General features: G+C 72.0%; 11 protein-coding genes. 3 read left to right on the top strand and 8 right to left on the bottom strand.

The features are described 5' to 3' along the window. The first annotated feature begins 190 nt into the window (after positions 1-190). From ACQPXG_RS18735 to ACQPXG_RS18725, 3 genes are all read left to right on the top strand, one after another. Positions 191-1,018, top strand: coding sequence for an MIP/aquaporin family protein (locus ACQPXG_RS18735; protein ID WP_433468979.1), 828 nt, complete (start codon positions 191-193; stop codon positions 1,016-1,018). A gap of 42 nt (positions 1,019-1,060) precedes the next feature. Continuing rightward, the gene (gene glpK, locus ACQPXG_RS18730; RefSeq protein WP_433468978.1) at positions 1,061-2,578 is read left to right on the top strand and encodes a glycerol kinase GlpK; all 1,518 of its coding nucleotides are present in this window, start codon (positions 1,061-1,063) and stop codon (positions 2,576-2,578) included. Positions 2,579-2,755: 177 nt separating this feature from the next. After that, a complete protein-coding gene (locus ACQPXG_RS18725) occupies positions 2,756-4,420 on the top strand; it encodes a glycerol-3-phosphate dehydrogenase/oxidase (RefSeq protein WP_433468977.1) in 1,665 nt (554 codons plus the stop codon). On the opposite strand, the gene ACQPXG_RS18720 is transcribed toward ACQPXG_RS18725, so the two are convergent. The 8 genes from ACQPXG_RS18720 to ACQPXG_RS18685 form a co-directional block, all read right to left on the bottom strand. Beyond that, positions 4,417-5,220: an FAS1-like dehydratase domain-containing protein gene (locus ACQPXG_RS18720; protein ID WP_433468976.1), complete on the bottom strand. Its 804-nt coding sequence runs from the start codon at positions 5,218-5,220 to the stop codon at positions 4,417-4,419. The genes ACQPXG_RS18725 and ACQPXG_RS18720 overlap by 4 nt on opposite strands. Before the next feature lie 66 nt (positions 5,221-5,286). Next, positions 5,287-6,441, bottom strand: a complete 1,155-nt coding sequence (locus ACQPXG_RS18715; protein ID WP_433468975.1) for an acetyl-CoA C-acetyltransferase — start codon at positions 6,439-6,441, stop codon at positions 5,287-5,289. A gap of 26 nt (positions 6,442-6,467) precedes the next feature. Beyond that, entirely contained in the window at positions 6,468-7,085 is a 618-nt protein-coding gene (locus ACQPXG_RS18710; protein WP_433468974.1) for a TetR family transcriptional regulator, read from the bottom strand. An 11-nt stretch (positions 7,086-7,096) separates the two neighbouring features. Then, positions 7,097-7,876, bottom strand: a complete 780-nt coding sequence (locus tag ACQPXG_RS18705; protein ID WP_433468973.1) for an SDR family oxidoreductase — start codon at positions 7,874-7,876, stop codon at positions 7,097-7,099. Continuing rightward, on the bottom strand, positions 7,873-9,072 hold the full coding sequence (locus ACQPXG_RS18700) for an acyl-CoA dehydrogenase family protein (RefSeq protein WP_433468972.1): 1,200 nt from the start codon (positions 9,070-9,072) through the stop codon (positions 7,873-7,875). Before ACQPXG_RS18700 ends, ACQPXG_RS18705 begins: the two co-directional genes overlap by 4 nt. A gap of 24 nt (positions 9,073-9,096) precedes the next feature. Further along, complete coding sequence (locus tag ACQPXG_RS18695) at positions 9,097-10,359, bottom strand: glycosyltransferase (protein WP_433468971.1); 1,263 nt, start codon at positions 10,357-10,359, stop codon at positions 9,097-9,099. Next, positions 10,343-13,231 (bottom strand): bifunctional glycosyltransferase/CDP-glycerol:glycerophosphate glycerophosphotransferase, encoded by a 2,889-nt coding sequence (locus tag ACQPXG_RS18690; RefSeq protein WP_433468970.1) that lies wholly within the window; start codon positions 13,229-13,231, stop codon positions 10,343-10,345. Before ACQPXG_RS18690 ends, ACQPXG_RS18695 begins: the two co-directional genes overlap by 17 nt. A gap of 192 nt (positions 13,232-13,423) precedes the next feature. After that, positions 13,424-14,182, bottom strand: a complete 759-nt coding sequence (locus ACQPXG_RS18685) for a CHAP domain-containing protein (RefSeq protein ID WP_433468969.1) — start codon at positions 14,180-14,182, stop codon at positions 13,424-13,426. Between the last annotated feature and the right edge of the window lie 3 nt (positions 14,183-14,185).

The raw sequence follows: 14,185 nt of genomic DNA, 5'->3' as shown, positions 1-14,185 counted from the left end.
ACCGTCCTATGCGCCCCGAACTGCCCGGATTGTGTGATCTGGTGCACAGGGTGGAGGGTAACCGCCGCCGGGCTACGGCGAAAGTGTTCGACATTGTCGGCAGCATCCCGTTGTAAGGCGTTCCATCCCGGCTTAGCGTCCTGCCCAGCCTCACGGGGCTCGCGTCCACCCCACCTGCCGAGGAGTACCCATGGCGGAACGACCCAGAATCCCCGCGCTGGCCGGTGAGCTCGCCGCCGAGTTCGCCGGCACCATGATCCTCATCCTGTTCGGCGTCGGCGTCGTCGCCCAGGTCGCCGGCGCCGACATCGGCGACCACGACAGCATCGCCTGGGCCTGGGGCCTCGGCGTCACGCTCGGCGTCTACGTCGCGGCGCGGATCAGCGGCGCCCACCTCAACCCGGCCGTCACCGTCGCGCTCGCCGCGTTCAAGGAGTTCTCCTGGCGCAAGACGGCGCCCTACATCGCCGCGCAGACCGCGGGGGCGTTCGTCGCGGCGCTGATCGTCCGCTGGAACTACAGCGAGGTGCTGGCCAAGATCGACCCCGGCCACACCATCAAGACCCAGGGCGTCTTCTCGACCCTGCCCGGCAACGGCACGCTCCCGGTCGGCACCTGGGGCGCGTTCCGCGACCAGGTCATCGGCACCGCCATCCTGCTCTTCGTGATCAAGGCGCTCACCGACGTGCGCAACTCCCCGCCGCTGGCCAACCTCGGCCCGCTCCTGATCGGCCTGCTGGTGGTGGGGATCGGGATGGCGTGGGGCACCGACGCCGGCTACGCGATCAACCCGGCCCGCGACTTCGGGCCGCGGCTCGCCTCGTTCCTCACCGGATACGGGACCGCGTGGCGGGATCAGAACGGCGACTTCTACTTCTGGGTGCCGATCATCGCGCCGCTCATCGGCGGTGTGCTCGGCGTCGGCCTCTACAAGGCGCTGATCGGGCGCTTCCTCCCCAGCGAGGACGAGAGCCCGCAGGAGCCCACGAAGCCCGAGCCGCAGTACGAGACGGCGTGAGCCGTCCAGCCCCGTCCGCCACGATCCCAGGAGACCGCACGCATGGCTGACTTCGTCGGAGCCCTCGACCAGGGCACGACCAGCACCCGCTTCATGATCTTCGACCACGGCGGCAACGAGGTCGCCCGCCACCAGCTCGAACACGAGCAGATCCTGCCGCAGGCCGGCTGGGTCGAGCACAACCCCACCGAGATCTGGGAACGCACCCGCGCGGTCATCCAGACCACGCTGAACAACGCGAACCTGAGCCACACCGACCTGGCCGCGTTCGGCATCACCAACCAGCGCGAGACGACCGTGGTGTGGAACCGGCGCACCGGCCGCCCCTACTACAACGCGATCGTCTGGCAGGACACCCGCACCGACCGCATCGCCTCCGCGCTGGAGCGCGAGGGCAAGGGCGACGTCATCCGCCGCAAGGCCGGCCTGCCTCCGGCCACGTACTTCTCCGGCGGCAAGATCCAGTGGATCCTGGAGAACGTCGACGGGGTCCGCGAGGCCGCCGAGAACGGCGACGCGATCTTCGGCACGACCGACTCGTGGGTCCTGTGGAATCTGACCGGTGGTGTGAACGGCGGCGTGCACGTCACCGACCCCACCAACGCCAGCCGCACCATGCTGATGGACCTGGAGACCCTCAGCTGGGACGACGAACTCCTGTCCTTCTTCGGCATCCCGCGATCGATGCTGCCGGAGATCAGGCCGTCGTCCGCGTCCGACGCCTATGGGCTGACGCGCCCGGACGGCCCGCTCGGCGGCGAGGTGCCGCTGACCGCGGCGCTCGGAGACCAACAGGCCGCGACGGTCGGGCAGGTGTGCTTCTCGCCCGGCGAGGCGAAGAACACCTACGGCACCGGCAACTTCCTCCTCCTCAACACCGGCAACGAGCTGGTCCGGTCGAAGAGCGGCCTGCTGACGACCGTCTGCTACCAGTTCGGATCCGAGAAGCCGGTGTACGCGCTGGAGGGGTCGATCGCGGTGACCGGGTCGGCCGTGCAGTGGCTGCGCGACCAGCTCGGCATCATCTCCGGCGCCTCCGAAAGCGAGGCCCTCGCCCGGCAGGTGGACGACAACGGCGGCGTGTACTTCGTCCCGGCGTTCTCCGGCCTGTTCGCGCCGTACTGGCGGAGCGACGCGCGGGGCGCGATCGTGGGGCTGTCGCGGTTCAATACCAACGCGCACCTGGCCCGCGCCACCCTCGAAGCGATCTGCTACCAGTCCCGCGACGTCGTGGAGGCGATGCGGGAGGACTCCGGGGTCGCCCTCGACACGCTGCGGGTGGACGGCGGCATCACGGCCAACGAGCTGTGCATGCAGATGCAGGCCGACATCCTGGGCGTCCCGGTGTCGCGGCCCGTCGTGGCCGAGACCACCGCGCTCGGCGCCGCCTACGCCGCCGGCCTGGCCGTCGGCTTCTGGAACACCACCGACGAACTCCGCCAGAACTGGAACGAGGACAAACGCTGGCAGCCCACCTGGGACGACGACCAGCGCCAGACCGGCTACACCGGCTGGAAGAAGGCCGTCAACCGGACGCTCGACTGGGTCGACGTCGGCTGAGCGTAAGGCGGCGCTCAGCCCGGCACTTGCCGGGGGCATGGGGGGTCGCCCCCCACATGAAACCCGGCGCCGGCTTTGCCGGGGCGCGGCGGGCGGTTGTCCTGGATGTCTTCTGGGCGACGGCTCGCCGCAACCCGGCCGCAGCACACTTGATCTGACTCTTTTCGGGAGCAAGCAGTGACATCCGTAGCCCTCGGCCCTGAGTACCGCGAGGACACCCTGCGCGACCTCGCCGAGACCGAGTTCGACGTGCTCGTCGTCGGCGGCGGGATCGTCGGCGCCGGCGCGGCCCTCGACGCGATCTCGCGGGGCCTGTCCGTCGCCCTCGTGGAAGCGCGGGACTGGGCGGCCGGCACGTCCAGCCGCTCCAGCAAGCTGATCCACGGCGGGCTGCGCTACCTCGAACAGCGCGATTTCGGGCTGGTGCGGGAGGCGTTGCGGGAGCGCGGCCTGCTGCTGCACCGGCTCGCGCCGCACCTGGTGCGTCCCGTCCAGTTCCTCTACCCGCTGCGCGGCCGGGTCTGGGAACGGGCGTACGTCAGCGCGGGGGTCACCCTGTACGACACGATGGGCGGCGCCCGCTCACTCCCCCGGCACCGCCAGCTCACCCGGCGCGGCGCCCTGCGCGAGGCCCCGGCCCTGCGGTCGGACGCGCTGATCGGCGCCGTCCAGTACTACGACGCGCAGGTGGACGACGCCCGCTACACGATGATGGTCGCCCGGACCGCCGCGCAGTACGGCGCCAAGGTGGCGACCCGCACCGAGGTCACCGGTTTCCTGCGCGAGGGTGAGCGGGTCACCGGCGCGAGCGTCCTGGACCTGGAGGGCAACCGGGAGATCGCCGTGCGGGCGCGCAGCGTGGTGTGCGCCACCGGGGTGTGGACGGACGGCGCGCAGGCGATGACGGGGTCCCGGGCCGCGTTCGGCGTGCAGGCGTCCAAGGGCGTGCACCTGGTCGTGCCGCGCGACCGGATCCCGATGGACACCGGGCTGATCACGCGGACGTCCAAGAGCGTCCTGTTCATCATCCCGTGGGGGCGGCACTGGCTCGTCGGCACCACCGACACCCCTCACCAGGACGGCCCTGACGAACCGGTCGCCGACCACACCGACATCGGTTACCTCCTCGAACAGGCGAACGCCGTGCTGCGGACCCCGCTCACGCACGACGACATCGAGGGTGTCTACGCGGGGCTCCGGCCGCTGCTGTCCGGCGAGATGGACGACACCACGCGGCTGTCGCGCGAGCACGCCGTCGCCGAGCCCGTGCCGGGCCTTGTCGTCGTCACCGGCGGGAAGTTCACCACCTACCGGGTGATGGCGCGGGACGCGGTGGACGTCGTCGCCGAAGGCCTGGACGACTCCGTCCCGGCGTCGGTGACCGGCCGGCTGCCGATCCTCGGCGCGACCGGGTTCGAGGTGCTGTGGAACGAGCGGCGCCGGCTCGCCGTCGAGTCCGGCCTCCATGTCGCGCGGGTCGAGCACCTGCTGCACCGGTACGGGTCGTGCGCCCGCGAGGTGCTGGACCTGGTCGCGGACAGCTCGGCGCTCGGCGCACCCATCCCGGGCGCCGAGGACTACCTGTGCGCCGAGGCCGTCTACGCGGTGACCCACGAAGGTGCGCTGCACCTGGAGGACATCCTCGCGCGGCGGCTGCGCATCTCGATCGAGGAGTGGGACGGCGGCGTAGCCGCGGCGTCCCGCGTCGCCGAGCTCGTCGCGCCCGTGCTGGGCTGGGGCGGCGAGGAGATCAACGACGAGATCAAGCGGTACGTGCTGCAGATCGCGGCGGAACGCCAGGGCGGCCCGGCCGTCGAAGAGGAGCCGGTCAACGCCGCCTAGGCGAACGTGGCGGTCATCGCGGTGACGCCTGGAGCCTCGATGGACAAGGTTCCGTCCGGCGACCCGGCCGCCACGAACGGCTGGCGCGCGTAGACGGGCCTGCGGGCGCGGAACGACACCTCGTTCACCTTCAGGCCCGCCCGGCGCGGCGGCTCCAGGCACAGGATCGCGAGCAGCGGCCCGTGGACGACGAGGCCGCCGTGCCCTTCGACCTCGGTCGCGTATGCCTCGTCGTAGTGGATGCGGTGGGCGTTGTAGGTGAGCGCGCTGAACCGGAACAGCATCACCGGATCGGCGGTCACCGGCAGCGTCCACGGCGCTTTCACCTCGGGCGCCTCGAACGACACCTCGGCCGGGCGGGACGCCTCTCCGCCGCTGCGGTAGACGAGGTCCTGCTCCTCGACCGCGACCTCCGTACCGTCCCGCGAGAACGTGTGCCGGACGGTCACGAACAGCATCTCGCCGCTGCGCCCCTGCTTCACCGCGGTTGAGACGAGCTCGGTCCTACGCGTGACGGCATCCGCGACACGCAGCGGCTCGCGCACCCGGAATCGGCCCCCGGCGAACATGCGCCGCCGCTCTGGGATCGGCGGCAGGAACCGCCCCTCCCGCGGATGGCCGTCCGGCCCCAGTTCCCGCTGGGCGGGGCGTTCCAGGAAATGGAGCCACTGCCACAGCGGCGGCAGCTCGTCCCCCGGCGGCGCGGCGTCGAGCAGTCCGGCCAGCGCGACCGACGGCGCCGCGTCGATGACCTCGGTCGTCTCCTGCGGCTCCGGAGCCCACCCCGCGATATCGATCACGACGCCATCGTCGCAGGCGTCACCCGAAGGCGTTGACCCCGGTCGGCCGAGCGGCGGCGTCCACGATCAGAGGCGCTCGATGATGGTGACGTTGGCCTGGCCGCCGCCCTCGCACATGGTCTGGAGGCCGTAGCGGCCGCCGGTACGGTCCAGCTCGTGGAGGAGGGTCGTCATGAGGCGGGCACCGGTCGCGCCGAGGGGGTGGCCGAGGGCGATGGCGCCGCCGTTGGGGTTCGTCGTCGCCGGGTCGGCGCCGGTCTCCTTCAGCCAGGCGAGGACGACGGACGCGAACGCCTCGTTGATCTCGACGGCGTCGATGTCGCCGATCGTCATCCCGGTCTTCTTCAAGGCGTGCGCCGTGGCGGGGATCGGCGCGGACAGCATCCGGATCGGGTCCTCGCCGCGCGCGGAGATGTGGTGGACGCGGGCGCGCGGGGTGAGGCCGTGGTCCCTGACGGCCTGCTCGGAGGCGATGAGAAGCGCGGCGGCCCCGTCGGAGATCTGGGACGAGACCGCCGCGGTGAGGCGCCCACCGTCCACGAGGGTCTTCAGGCCGGCCATCTTCTCCAGGGAGGTGTCGCGGCGCGGGCCCTCGTCGGTGGCGACGCCTTCGTAAGGGGCGATCTCGCGTTCGAAGCGTCCCTCGTCGATGGCGCGGATGGCGCGCTGGTGCGACTCGTACGCGAACGCCTCCATGTCGTCGCGGGACAGGTCCCAGTCGCGCGCGATCATCTCGGCGCCGTGGAACTGCGACACCTCGGCGTCTCCGTAGCGGCGCGTCCAGCCCTTGGAGCCGGCGAAGGGACCCTCGGTGAAGCCGAGCGGCGCGGCGGCGGTCATCGCGGAGCCGATCGGGATCTGCGACATGTTCTGCACGCCGCCCGCCACGACCAGGTCGGACGTCCCGGACAGGACGGCCTGCGCGGCGAAGTGGACGGCCTGCTGCGAGGAGCCGCACTGCCGGTCGACGGTGACTCCCGGAACTTCCTCGGGCAGCCCGGCGGCGAGCCAGCAGGTGCGGGCGATGTCGCCGGCCTGCGGGCCGAGGGTGTCGACGCAGCCGAACACGACGTCCTCGACGGCGGCGGGGTCGATGGCCGTGCGGTCCATGAGGGCGGTCAGCACGTGCGCGCCGAGGTCGGCGGGGTGCGCTCCGGCGAGACCGCCGTTGCGCCGCCCGACGGGGGCGCGGACCGCGTCGACGATGTAAGCCTCGGCCATCGGGATGTCTCCTTCGTACAGGGGGCCTAGCTCGCCTGGATGCCTTCGAGGAACATGGCGAGATACTGCTTGGCGATGTCGTCGGCGGACAGCCGCCCGCCGTGCTGGTACCAGTTGGCCGCGACCCAGACGGTGTCGCGGATGAAGCGGTAGATGAGGGTCCGGTCGAGGTCGGCGCGGAACGCGCCCTCCTTGACGCCCCGGTCCAGCAGGGAGAGCCACATCTCCTCGAACCGGCGCTGCGAGTCGAGCAGGTAGTGGAACCGCTCGCTCGACGCGAGGTGCTTGGACTCGTTCTGGTAGAGGACGACGGCGGGGCGGTGCCTGTCGATCGACCGGAACGACTCGATGACGACGGCCTCCAGGGTCTCGCGCGCGCTGAGCCCGGCGTCCAGGACGCGGTCGTAGGCGGCCCACATGTCGTCCAGGAAGGTCGACAGGATCTCGTCGGCCATCGACTCCTTGGAGTCGAAGTGGTAGTAGAGGCTGCCGCCGAGGATGCCGGCGGCGTCGGCCACCTTCCGGACCGTGGTGGCGGAGTAGCCCTGGGAGGCGAACACCTCGGCGGCCGTGGCGAGCAGCTCGGCCCGCCGTCCCGCGCGGGCGGCGGCGGTGCCCTCGGCGTCGCGCCGTCGTGGACTCATCGTTGTGGTTCCTATGCGTGCTGAGAGGAGACGGAGACGACCTCGCCGGTCATGTACGACGAGTAGTCGCTGGCCAGGAAGACGATAACGTTGGCCACCTCCCACGGCTCGGCGTAGCGGCCGAACGCCTCGCGGCGGGTCAGCTCGTCCAGCAGTTCCTCGGACGTCACCTTGACCAGGTGGGGGTGCATCGCGAGGGACGGCGAGACGGCGTTGATCCGGACGCCGAGGTCCGCGGCCTCCAGCGCGGCGCAGCGGGTGAGCGCCATGACGCCGGCCTTCGCGGCGGCGTAGTGCGACTGGCCCTTCTGCGCCCGCCAGCCGATCACCGACGCGTTGTTGACGATGACGCCGGAGCCCTGGTCCCGCATGACGCGCAGCGCCGCGCGGGTGCAGCGCATGGTGCCGTTGAGCGTGATGTCGAGGACGCGTCCCCACTGCTCGTCGGTCATGTCCACGAGGTCGGCCGTCCCGCCGAGGCCGGCGTTGTTGACGGCGACGTCGATCCGCCCGAAGCGCTCGACGGCCAGGTCGTACAGGCCCTGGACCTGCTCCTCGGACGTGACGTCGCAGGGCAGCGCGGCGACCCGGTCGGCACCGAACTCCTTCTCCAGTTCGCCGGCGGACGCGGTCAGCCGCCGCTCGTGCGTGTCGGAGATCAGGACGCGGGCGCCCTCCTCCAGGCAGCGGCGGGCGGTGGCGCCGCCGATCCCGGCCCCGGCCGCCGCGGTGATCACGACGGCACGGTCCTTGAGGAGGCCGTGCCCGGGGACGTACGGGGGCGGGGTCATGTGCAGGCCTCCCTGCTCGCGGTCCGTTCACGGGGCAGGCCGAGGACGCGCTCGGCGATGATGTTGCGCTGGATCTCGTTCGACCCGGCGTAGATCGTGTCGGAGCGGGAGAACAGGAACAGCCGCTGCCAGTCGTTCAGGTCGTACGGTTCGCCGCCCGCGACGAGGCCGGCGGCGCCGAGGACGTCCATGGCGAGCTCGCCGAGTTCCCGGTGCCAGGTGCCCCAGACGAGCTTGGAGATGGACGACTCAGGCCCGGGGGCGCCGGAGGCGACTCCCGCCATGGTGCGCACCGCGTTCAGCCGCATGATCTCCAGGCCCATGTACGACCTGGTCAGCCGGTCGCGCAGCAGCGGATCACCGATGGCGCCGGTGCGCCGGGCCAGCGCGGCGACGCCCTCGAACTCGCGCCGGAAGCCGACCTGCTGGCCGAGCGTCGCGACGCCGCGCTCGAACCCGAGCGTCGCCATCGCGATCTTCCAGCCCTCGCCCGGCGCCCCGACGATGTTCCCCGCGTCGGTGCGGGCGCCGTCGAAGAAGACCTCGTTGAACTCCGAGGTGCCGGTGAGCTGGACGATCGGCCGGATGTCGACGCCGTCCTGCTTCATGGGGACGAGCAGGTAGGACAGCCCCGCGTGCCGGGACGATCCGGGCTCGGTGCGGCAGACGGCGAAGCACCAGTCCGCTTCGAGGGCGAGGGACGTCCACACCTTCTGGCCGTTGACCAGCCAGTGGCCGCCGTCGAGTTCGGCGCGGGTCTGGACGCCGGCCAGGTCCGAGCCGGCGTCCGGCTCGGAGTACCCCTGGCACCACAGCTCCTCCACCGCCGCGATCGGCGGCAGGAAGCGGGCGCGCTGCTCGTCGGTGCCGAACGCGATGATCGTGGGCCCGAGCAGGTTCTCGCCGATGTGGTTGACCCGGGCGGGCCCGCCCGCGAGCGCGTACTCCTCGTGGAAGATCACCTGCTGTTCGACGGTGGCGCCGCGTCCGCCGTACTCCTCGGGCCAGCCGACGCAGGTCCAGCCGGCGGCGGCCATGTGCCGTTCCCAGGCGAGCCGCTCCTCGAAGGCCTCGTGCTCGCGGCCGGGGCCGCCGAGCCCGCGGGCGTGCGCGAACGTGCCCGACAGGTTGCTCTGGAGCCAGTCGCGGACCTCGGCCCGGAAGGCCCGGTCCGGCGGGGACTCGTTCTGGTTCACGCCGCGAACTCTACCAAACGGTTGTTAGAAAGAATCACCCCCGAGGGCGGGTTCCGCCTCCGGCACCGCCGCCGGCCCCTGCACGCGCGCGGCGGCCCGGACCGGCGCGGGAACCGGACCGGCGGTCGGCAGGTCGCGGTGGAGCAGGTCGAACAGCCGGTCCCAGCGGGCGAGGACGGCGTCCGGACGGAACCGCAGCACCGATGCGCGGGCCTCTTTCCCGAGCGAGCGGCGCAGGTCGGGGTCCGCGATGAGCCGGTCCAGCGCGGCGGCGAACGCGGCGGTGTCCCCGGGCACGGCCAGCAGGCCGTCCCGCCCGTCCTCGATCAGCTCCCGGACGCCCGGCGCGCAGTCGAACGAGACCGTGGGCAGCCCGTACGCCATGGCCTCCAGCACCGACATCGGGAAGCCCTCGGCCCGTGACGGCAGCGCGAAGATCGACGCCTCGACCAGCGCCTCCTCCACATCGGCCACCGTGCCTCGGAACTCGACGGAGCCGGACAGCCCCGCGGCGGACGCCCGGGCTCGCAGGCTCTCCTCGTCCGGGCCGTTGCCGTAGACGTGCAGGCGCCAGCCGGGATGACGCGCGGCGACCCACTCCCATGCCTCCAGCATCAGGTCCACGCCCTTCTCGTACGACAGGCGGCCGACGCAGGCGACGACCGGGAGGGCGAGCGTGGGATGCATCTTGGGTGTGACATGCAGCGCATTCGGGATGTGGTCCACGTTGGTCATGCCGTCCCTGGCCCAGGCGTCGGCGTCCTCGGCGGTGAGCACCAGCATCCGGTCGGCGCCCGCGTAGTGCTCCTTGACCCGCCGGTACCGCGACGACGCCCGGGTGGCCTGGTACGACTCGTGGCTCATGCCCACGACGCGCAGCCCTGACGCGTCGGCGAGCCGCACCCACTCCATCGCCCATACCTGCGCCACGATCACGACCGACCCCGGCCTGGCCGCGGTGAACAGCTGCGACAGCCGCGCCGCGCCGCGCCGCTGGGCGGCCGTCCGCCACAGGTCGCGTCCGCGCGCCGCCACGTTGAGCCGCTCCCGCGGCCTCCGCGGACGCCACGCGAGGACGGGCGGACGCCACTCCCCGTACAGCACCTCGACGGCGTAGGAACCGTCACGGTCATGGTGGTACGGCTCAAGCCCGCGGGTGATGCCGACGAGGGTGACGCGGTCGCCGCGCCCGGCCAGCAGCCGCGCCATGTGGTGCGCCCAGCGCTGCAGGCCGCCCATGTCGTCGACGTTGTTGCACACGATGAACACGTCACGCGGTGCGGCCATGGCGTTTCCCCCTCTTGCTCGGCGGCGTGGCCGGGAAGTAGCGGTCCACCACCGTCCTGGCGGCGGTGCCGCGATCGTGCTCGCCGAAGCGCGCGGTGAACGCGCGGCGCGGCCCGGCGTGCACGGCCTCCGCCGCGTCCAGGCCCGCGAGCGCGGCGACGAGCTCGTCCTCGGTGCGGGTGATCGGCCCGGGCGCGTGCCTTTCCAGATCGAAGTAGCCGGTGGCGAGGTCCCGGCCGTCCGGGAGGTGCAGGACGATCGGCCGGTCGAGCAGGGCGAAGTCGAACATGATCGAGGAGTGGTCGGTGACGAGCGCGTCCGCGAGCAGCAGCAGGAGGGTGACGTCGGGGACCGCTCCGACGTCCCGCATGACCGCGCGTGCGCCGGGCGGGACGTTGGCCCGGCACAGGTAGTGCGGGCGGACGAGCAGCACGTACTCCTCGCCCAGCTCCCGCGTGAAGACCGCCGGGTCGACGGGCGGGTCCAGCAGCCGCACGGGCCGCCCCCTCGGCCCGGTGGCGAACGTCGGCGCGTACAGGACGACGCGGCGCCCGTCGTCCAGGCCCAGCGAGCCGCGGAGGGCGGCGATCTCGGCGGCCAGCTCCGGATCGCCGTCCACGCCGTTGACCAGGGGGTCGTTGCGGGGATAGCCGGCGGGCAGCAGCTCGGAGCGGACGCCGAGCCCCTTGCAGAGCGTCTCGGTGTCGTGCCCGGAGCGCACCAGGAAGCAGTCGTAGCGCTCCACCATCCGCCGCAGCCGCGCCCGGCTGGCGGCGGGGCCGGACTTGAGGCGCGGCTGGTCCAGGCCCATCGGCTTGAACGCCGACCCGTGCCAGGTCTGGATATAGGTGGTCTCGGGGCGCTTGCGCAGTCCGTCAGGGAAGCCCTGGTTGTCGATCCAGAACCGGGCCCGCGCGAGCGCCAGGTAGTACGCCCACGATCCGCGCCTGACGAGCCTGGCGTCGTCCGGGAACCCCTTGGTGGACGACGCGTACGACCACACCGCCGTCACCGGCCGGCCGGATCTGCGCAACTCCCGGTAGATGTACTTCGGGTTGTCGGAGTAATGCCGGCCCAGGTGGCTCTCGAAGACCACCAGCCCGGTCCGGACGGGCAGCCGGCTCAGCACCCGGTTGAACACGGCGATCTTGGTCTTCCGGCCGGTCAGCGTGCGGCGGACGGTCTTGTCCAGCCCCTCGGCCCGGCGCCGGACCGACCGGACCGCCCGGGACCGGGCGGCGCGGCGCGCGACCGCGCCGGTGAGCCGCGCCCAAGGGCTGCTCGTCTCCAGGACGAACGCCAGGTGTCCGCCCCCGGTGACGTACGAGCGGAGCCGGTCGGCGGCGAACCGGGTCAGCCGCGGCCGGACGGGCAGCGCGACCCCGCCGAGCGGGGGCGATCCGCGGCCCTCCCCGAGGCGGGTGACCATCTCCTCGCCGTTCACCCGCAGCCGCAGCCGCACGTCCCAGACCGGGTCGATGAACCCGATCGGCCGGATCCGCCGCCCCGGGTCGAACTCGGCCCGCCACGTGAGCCGGTCCCCCTCGTGCCGGACGGACGCCCGCACCCGCCCCTTGGGGGCGCGCCGGCGCCGGTCGCCGAACTCGAGCGTTCCCGTCAGCTCGGCGTCGAGCGGTATCCGGCCGAGCGGGTTCAGCACGTACCCGGCCATGCGGAGGCGGCCTCCGGTCAGCTCCAGCCGTGTCACCGTGTTCGCCGGTCGCAGTTCCTTGAGGGGCCGCACGTGGAAGCCGAAACCCGTGACGTCCAAAATGCGGCGGCCGAGCGTACCGCGTGGGCGGCCGGCGCCCCAGTAGACCCGTCCGTCCCGCTCCACGAGCCGGGCGCGCAGCTCTGGCCGCTTCCCCGGGCCGTACTCGGCGGCGGCGAGCGCCCCGGCGTGGTCGCCCTCGCGGACCAGGTACGCGGCGATCGCGGGCAGCGGGTTGGCCTGCTCGAACACCCTGGGGTCCAGTTCGGCCAGGTAGGCGGCGGCCAGGTCGAGGAAGCGGGCCCGGTAGCCCGGGTCGCGGTCGCGCATCTCGCGCAGGTAGAGCAGCAGGTCGTGGTTGACGAACTTGACGTCCTTGGCCCGCTGCAGGTCGTAGGCGCCGCGCAGCGCGAACATCATGTCGATGCGCCGGTGGATCTCCAGCCGGTCGGCGAAGTTGGCCAGCTCGGCCCGCCGGTTGGAGATCGACGGCGCGGGCGTCCGCTCCTTGACGAGCCAGTTGTAGACGCGGTGCGGGATCAGCGCGGTCCGGTCCGCCGCCAGGTACGCCTCGGCGGTGAACAGCAGGTCCTCGTAATGGAGCCGCTCGACGAACCGCAGCCCGTGCTCCTCCAGGAAGCCGCGCCGGTACGCCTTGTTGGTCGAAAGGGTGTCGTAGAGCAGATCGGGTTTCTCGCTCAGCGAGTCGTAGACGGCGCTGTGCCGGTAGAGCCACGGATACCAGGGGCGCACCCGCCCCTGGGCGCCCCTGGGCAGGTCGAGGAAGACCCGATCGCAGAGCCCGGAGACGAGATCGGCACCGGTGTCCTCGGCGGCGGCGAACAGGTTGAGGCACGCGTGCCGGTCCAGCAGGTCGTCGCTGTCGAGGAACATCACGTACCGGCCGGCCGAGACCTCGATCCCGGTGTTGCGGGGGCGGCCGCAGCCGCCGGAGTTGACCGGAAGGTGGACGGCCCGGACCCGTCCCGGATGGGCCGCGGCCAGCCGGTCGGCGATCTCGCCCGTGCCGTCGGTGCTGGCGTCGTCCACGACGATCGTCTCGACGCCGCCCAGCGACTGCGCCAGCGTCGAGGCGATCGCCCGGGGGAGCCTCCGCGCGTCGTTGTAGGCGATCACCACCACACTGACATCCGGGCGCACCTGGGCATCCCCTTTCGCAGACCGCCGCGTGCCAGTGATTCCTTTCCAGGAACGCCCCGCTGAGGTCCAAGGGGGATCAAAAGCTGTCAATGCTTGGCATTACCCGCCTTCACGGAGGCACTGGGCACATCCCCCTGGAACGCCTGAAGGCGCCCGGCGGAGGGGCCGGGCGCCTTCGGGGCATGCGGTGGGTCAGCGCGCGTAGTCGGGGTAGCCGTACCCCACGACCTGGGACTTGTCACGCACCTTCTTGTGCACGGCGTTGCCGGTGTTGCCCTCGACGGTGCGGATGGTGCCGTCGCCGTTGTCCTTCACGACGAGGCCGACGTGGTCGATGTCACCGATGCTGCCGTCGGAGCCGTCCTGCCAGTCGAAGAACACGACCGCACCGGGCTTGGCGGTGTGCCCCCAGCGGCCGTGGTCCTTGAACCAGGTGGCGTGCTGGACGGTATAGGCGTCCCAGCCCATGTTCTTGACGCCGGTCTGCGCGCCGAGCCACGACACGAACATGTTGCACCACTGGGCGCCGTTGTAGTCGCGGACGGGGAAGCCGCCGTCGCGCTTCGCGGTGGCCTTGGCGTGCGGGGTCGAGATGTACCACTTGTGGTACTTCGTGTCGCCGCTCTTGTTCTCGTGGACGCCGACCTGCTTCTCCGCCAGCTTGATCACTTCGGCGGGCTTGACCGCGTGCGGGGGCACCTTGAAGCCCTCACGGCGCGCCTCGGCCGTCGCGGAGACGGTCTTGGCGTCCGCGGACTTGTGCGAGACACCGCTCTTCTGGACGACCGCGGCCGCCTGGGCGGGGGTCTCCGCGGCGGCGGAGCCGCCGGCGAGCGGGTTGAACATGGCGAGCCCGACCGCCCCGGCCAGGACCGCGCCGGCGGCGACGCCGACCGCCTTGTCCTCGTGCGAGAAGCGGTTGAGCGAAAGTCGATTGAAACGACCGGTCATGCA

Source organism: Spirillospora sp. CA-128828 (assembly GCF_050945415.1).
Classification (GTDB): domain Bacteria; phylum Actinomycetota; class Actinomycetes; order Streptosporangiales; family Streptosporangiaceae; genus Spirillospora.
Note: the sequence above shows the minus strand (reverse complement) of the source record. Positions and strands in the feature narration are given on the sequence as shown.